The 5,847-nt window shown below is 67.4% G+C and carries 5 protein-coding genes; 3 read left to right on the top strand and 2 right to left on the bottom strand.

Annotated elements, in window-relative coordinates:
* Positions 1-352, bottom strand: a 352-nt coding sequence (locus A9X01_RS01705) for an acyl-CoA dehydrogenase family protein (protein WP_172832428.1), incomplete at its 3' end; no start/stop codon positions are given.
* 90 nt (positions 353-442) lie between these two features.
* Positions 443-1,201 (bottom strand): SDR family NAD(P)-dependent oxidoreductase, encoded by a 759-nt coding sequence (locus A9X01_RS01700; RefSeq protein WP_065119009.1) that lies wholly within the window; start codon positions 1,199-1,201, stop codon positions 443-445.
* 112 nt (positions 1,202-1,313) lie between these two features.
* Between A9X01_RS01700 and A9X01_RS01695 the strand changes: the two genes are divergently transcribed.
* From A9X01_RS01695 to A9X01_RS01685, 3 genes are all read left to right on the top strand, one after another.
* The gene (locus A9X01_RS01695) at positions 1,314-2,837 is read left to right on the top strand and encodes an ATP-dependent DNA ligase (protein WP_065119008.1); all 1,524 of its coding nucleotides are present in this window, start codon (positions 1,314-1,316) and stop codon (positions 2,835-2,837) included.
* 95 nt (positions 2,838-2,932) lie between these two features.
* Positions 2,933-5,179 carry a carbon starvation CstA family protein gene (locus tag A9X01_RS01690; protein WP_065119007.1) on the top strand — a complete coding sequence of 749 codons (2,247 nt, stop codon included), beginning with the start codon at positions 2,933-2,935 and terminating at the stop codon, positions 5,177-5,179.
* A gap of 11 nt (positions 5,180-5,190) precedes the next feature.
* Positions 5,191-5,847 (top strand): Hsp70 family protein (locus tag A9X01_RS01685; protein WP_155771870.1); only part of this gene is annotated, 657 nt, incomplete at its 3' end.

Here is a 5,847-nt window from a genome sequence, read left to right as displayed (position 1 = left end):
CCGACCCGTCGATCAGGCCGGGCAACAGCCGGGCTTGCTGCTCGGCGCCACCTGCGTGCGCGATCACCGCCGAGGCGATCACCGTCGGCACGAACGGCCCGGGCGCCACAGCGCGGCCGAGTTCTTCGATCACCACCACCAATTCGGGCAGGCCGTAGCCGGAGCCGCCGTGCTCCTCGCTGATATGCAAGCCGAGCCAACCGAGTTCGCCGATGCCCTGCCAGATGGCCGGCCGCTCTTCCTCGGGCGCATCGAGTAGCGCCCGCGCCGCCGCTCGCGCCTTCTGCGAGTTCAGAAACCCGCGGGTGACCTCCGCAAGTTCGCGGTGGTCGTCGGTCAGTGCGATACCCATGCGGATCCTCCTCGCAGCGCTGCCAAGTACCTAAAGAGTGTACTTAATGAGCGAGGAGGGTGCTCAGGCTGGTGGACGACGACGCCGGGATTACTTCGGGGCGAACCGCTGCCCCGCGTCCAGGCGCAGGCACTGGCCGTTGAGCATCGGGTTGTCCACGATGGCCGCCACCAGCTTGGCGTACTCCTCGGGCCGGCCCAGCCGCTTGGGGAACGCGGCATCCTTGGTCAGCGCGGTGGCGAACTCGTCCGGGATGCCCTTGGTCAGACCGGTGGCGAACAGGCTCGGCGCGATGGCCAGCACCCGGATGCCCACCGAACCCAAGTCGCGTGCCATGGTCAGGCACATGCCCGCGATTCCCGCCTTGGCCGCGGTGTAGGCGACCTGCCCGATCTGGCCCTCGAAGGCGGCGATGGACGCGGTGTTGATGATGACGCCGCGCTCGTCGTCTTCGGGTTCGTTTTTGCTCATGTGCGCGGCGGCCAGGCGGCTGATGTTGAAGGTGGCGATCAGGTTGAGGTCGATCACGGACTGGAAGGATTCGAGATCGTGCGGCCCGGTCTTGGTCAGCGTGCGCTTGGCGATGCCACCACCGGCGGTGGTGACGACGACGTGCAGCCCACCGAGATCGTCGACCGCGGCCTGCAACGTCTCCTCGGTGCCGGCGAAGTCCGTGACGTCGACGGGATAGAACTTGCCGCTGACCCCTTCGGCAACCTCTTTGCCGTCCGATCCCTCACGGTCGAGCACCGCGACCTGCGCGCCGCGCTCGTGCAGCAGCTCGACGCTGGCGCGTCCCATCCCCGAGGCGCCGCCGATGACGACGACCTTCTTTCCGCTGATCTCCATCCGGACCTCCGTTTTCTGGGTTGTCACAAAGCCTAGAATTTGTAACGTTACCGAGGCACGCTAGCTGGTCCGTGCGCCGGGGTTGTCAGCGTGTCGTGCCAAGCTCGACAGCGTGCTCCTGTTCGACGTAGCAAGCACCTCGCTCAGCGTGGGCGCAACCTCGTCGCGGCTTGCCAAGGTCGCGCACATCGCCGAGTTGCTGCGCCGCGCCGGGGCCGAAGCCGAGGTGGCGGCAACAGTCGTGTCGTGGCTGTCCGGAGAGTTGCGGCAGCGCCAGATCGGTGTGGGCTGGGCGTCTCTGCGCTCGCTGCCGCCGCCGGCATCGGATGCAACGCTGACCGTCGTCGGGGTCGACGCCACTTTCACCGAGATCGGCGCGGTGTCGGGCAAGGGCTCCCAGGCCCGGCGCGCGGAACTGATCCGCGGGCTGTTCGCTGCGGCGACCGAAACCGAGCAGACCTTCCTGCTGCGGCTACTCAGCGGCGAACTGCGCCAGGGCGCGCTCATCGGAATCATGACCGACGCCGTGGCTAAAGCGGCCGGTCTCCCCGCCGCCGCGGTGCAGCGCGCCGCCATGCTCGGCGGGGATCTGCCCGCGGTCGCCGCGGCCGCGCTGACCGGTGGCGCGCTGGACGAATTCACCCTCGAAGTCGGCCGGCCGGTCGGGCCGATGCTGGCCCAGACCGCGACCAGCGTTGCCGACGCGCTCGAAAAGCATGGCGGGACATCGATTTTCGAGGCGAAGCTGGACGGGGCCCGGGTGCAGATCCACCGCGCCGGTGACGACGTGAAGGTCTTCACCCGCAGCCTGGACGACGTCACCGCCCGGCTACCCGAAGTGGTCGAGGCGACGCTGGCCTTGCCGGTACGCCAGCTGGTTGCCGACGGCGAGGCGATCGCCCTGCGGCCGGACAACCGGCCGCACCGCTTCCAGGTCACCGCGTCCCGGTTCGGCCGATCGGTGGACGTGGCCGCCGCCCGCGACAAGCAGCCGCTGTCGGTGTTCTTCTTCGACATCCTGCACCGCGACGGCGTGGACCTGCTCGACGCGCCAACCACTGAGCGGCTGGCCGCGCTGGATGCGCTGGTGCCCCAACAACATCGGGTTGATCGACTGGCCACTTCCGACCCGGTGCAGGCCGCCGCGTTCCTGGACGCAACGCTGGCCGCCGGGCACGAAGGTGTGATGGCCAAGGCGCCGGATGCGCCGTATCAGGCGGGCCGACGCGGCGCGGGCTGGGTGAAGGTCAAGCCGGTGCACACCCTCGACCTGGTGGTGTTAGCCGTGGAATGGGGCTCGGGGCGCCGGAAGGGGAAACTGTCCAACATCCATCTGGGCGCCCGCGACCCGGACAGCGGCGAATTCGTGATGGTCGGCAAGACGTTCAAGGGGATGACCGACGCCATGCTGGACTGGCAGACCGCGCGGTTCACCGAGCTGGCCACCTCCGGCAGCGACGGCTACGTCGTGCACGTCCGGCCGGAACAGGTGGTGGAGATCGCGCTGGATGGCGTGCAGGGCTCGACGCGGTACCCGGGCGGGGTCGCGCTACGGTTCGCCCGGGTGGTGCGCTACCGCGACGACAAGAGCCCGGCCGAAGCCGACACCATCGACGCGGTGCGCGCCATGTACTAAAGCCCCAGCGACGCCCAGCGTGAAGTACACGACGCGACGCGCCGATCCGGCGTCGGTAGATTCACAGTCGTTGGCGACGCCGGAGAGGAGCCCGGGTGGACCGCGACATCAGCTACATCCGGACCGAGCCCGATCTACCGCCCGTCGCCGTCATCGACCGTTCCCCCATCACCGGCAGGAAAAAAGCCTTGTTTGGGGTGATCGCCGTCGTCGGCGCCATCGCCTGGGCGGTGATTGCGCTCGTTCGCGGTGAGCGGGTCAACGCCGTGTGGCTGGTAGTCGCGGCGATCTGCACCTACCTGATCGGGTTCCGTTTCTACGCACGGTTGGTCGAGACGAAAATTGTTCGCCCGCGCGACGATCACGCCACCCCCGCCGAGGTTCTCGAGGACGGCACCGATTACGTGCCGACGGACCGACGCGTGCTGTTCGGCCACCACTTCGCCGCCATCGCCGGTGCCGGGCCACTGGTCGGCCCCGTGTTGGCCGCCCAAATGGGTTATCTGCCTTGCAGCATCTGGATCGTCGTCGGAGCGGTACTGGGCGGTTGCGTGCAGGACTACCTGGTGTTGTGGATATCCACCCGGCGGCGTGGCCGCTCGCTGGGCCAGATGGCCCGCGAGGAGCTCGGCGCCACCGGCGGGGCGGCGGCCCTGATCGGGATCTTCGTCATCATGCTGATCCTGCTCGCGGTGCTGGCGATGGTGGTGGTGCGGGCATTGGCGCAGAGCCCATGGGGCGTGTTCTCCATCGGCATGACGATCCCGATCGCGGTGTTCATGGGTTGCTATCTGAGATTTCTGCGTCCTGGCCGGGTGGGTGAGGTATCGGCAATCGGGGGGGTGCTGTTGCTGCTCGCGGTGGCCTGCGGCCATTGGGTTGGCGAAACAGATTGGGGCGCAGCATGGTTCGACCTTTCACCGGTGACACTCTGCTGGCTGATCATCGGCTACGGGTTCGCGGCGTCGGTGTTGCCGGTGTGGCTGCTGCTCGCCCCGCGCGACTATCTGTCCACCTTCATGAAGGTCGGCACCATCGCCCTGCTGGCCATCGGGGTCTGCCTCGCCCATCCCGTCCTGCAGGCCCCTGCCCTCTCGCACTTCGCCACCCGGGGTGACGGCCCTGTCTTCGCCGGCTCCCTGTTCCCGTTCCTGTTCATCACGATCGCGTGCGGTGCCCTATCCGGCTTCCATTCGCTGGTCGCCTCGGGTACGACGCCGAAGCTGCTGGAGAAGGAAGGCCAGATGCGGGCCATCGGCTACGGCGGCATGATCACCGAGTCGTTCGTCGCGGTCATGGCGCTGATCACCGCGGCTGTCCTCGACCAGCATCTGTACTTCACTCTCAACGCGCCCGTCGTGCAGACCGGGGGCACCGCGACCGCGGCCGCCGAATACGTCAACGGACTGGGTCTGTCGGGTCCCCGGGTGACCGCCGACCGCATCAACCAGACCGCGGCCAGCGTCGGCGAGCACACGATCGTTTCCCGCACCGGCGGGGCACCCACCCTGGCGTTGGGGATGTCCGACGTGCTGCACCGCGTGTTCGGCGGTGCGAGCCTCAAGCCGTACTGGTACCACTTCGCGATCATGTTCGAGGCGCTGTTCATCCTCACCACCGTCGATGCGGGCACCCGGGTCGCCCGGTTCATGCTCTCCGACGGACTGGGCAATCTGGGCGGGCCGCTGGCCAAGCTGCGCAATCCCAGCTGGCGCGTCGGTGCCTGGAGCTGCAGCCTGGCCGTAGTTGCCGGCTGGGGCAGCGTGCTGCTGATGGGCGTGACCGACCCGCTCGGCGGCATCAACACCTTGTTTCCGCTATTCGGCATCGCCAACCAGCTGCTCGCTGCCATCGCTTTGACCGTCGTTACGGCGGTGGTCATCAAGAAGGGTCTGTGGAAGTGGGCCTGGATCCCCGGGCTGCCGCTGCTGTGGGATCTGGCGGTCACCCTCACAGCGTCCTGGCAGAAGATCTTCTCGGCCGATCCGGCCATCGGCTACTGGTCATTGCATTCGCGATACCTGGCCGCCAAACACGCCGGCAAGACGGCGTTCGGTTCCGCCGGAAATGCCGACGAGATGGACGCCGTCATCCGCAACACCTTCATTCAGGGCACCCTGTCAATCGTCTTCGCCCTCGTGGTCGTAATCGTGGCGGTGACCGGGATCATTGTGTCCTACAAGATTTTTCGTGGCTCCGACGCGCGCCTGACCGAGGCCGATCCGGTGGATTCGAAGCGGTTCGCGCCGGCGGGACTGATCCCCACCGCCGCCGAACGCGCGGTGCAACGGCAGTGGGACACACTCGCGCACGGCACTGAAAAGACGCTCGAGCGGCCCTAGAATTGGGCGGAATGAGAGTCGGTATCGACTTCGGGACCACGCACACCGTCGCGGCGATCGTCGACCGGGGAAATTATCCGGTCGTCTCCTTCGACGGGTTCGACACCTGGCCCTCGCTGGTCGCCGCCAACGCGACCGGCGAGCTGCGGTTCGGACTGGACGCCGCCGCCGTGCGGCATCAGCCCGGATGGTCGGTGCTGCGGGCGTTCAAGCGGCTGCTCAATGACGCCGGCCCGCAGTCAGAGGTGACACTCGCCGGACGGACCTACCTATTGGCCGATCTGCTCACCGGCTTCCTGGCGCAACTCAAGAGCGATCTGTATCAGCGGTCGAATGCCGGCGCAGCGCCGGACGAGCCGGTGGAGGCCGCGATCAGTGTGCCGGCCAACGCGTCCAGCGCCCAGCGCTTCATGACGCTGAATGCTTTTGTCGCAGCCGGTTTTCGAGTGGTCGCTCTGCTGAACGAACCCTCGGCCGCGGGACTGGAATACGCCCACCGGTACCGGTCCACGATCACCGCCAAGCGCGAATACGTGCTGATCTACGACCTGGGTGGTGGCACGTTCGACGCCTCTCTGTTGCGGATGGTCGGCCAGGTCAACGAAGTCGTCCTTAGTGAGGGCATCCAGCGTTTGGGCGGTGACGATTTCGACAACGCGATCGCGCAG

The sequence above is a fragment of the Mycobacterium asiaticum genome (assembly GCF_001668675.1).
GTDB classification, from domain to species: Bacteria; Actinomycetota; Actinomycetes; order Mycobacteriales; family Mycobacteriaceae; genus Mycobacterium; species Mycobacterium asiaticum_D.
The sequence above is the reverse complement of the archived record's forward strand: the minus strand, read 5'-3'. Positions and strand labels throughout refer to the sequence as shown.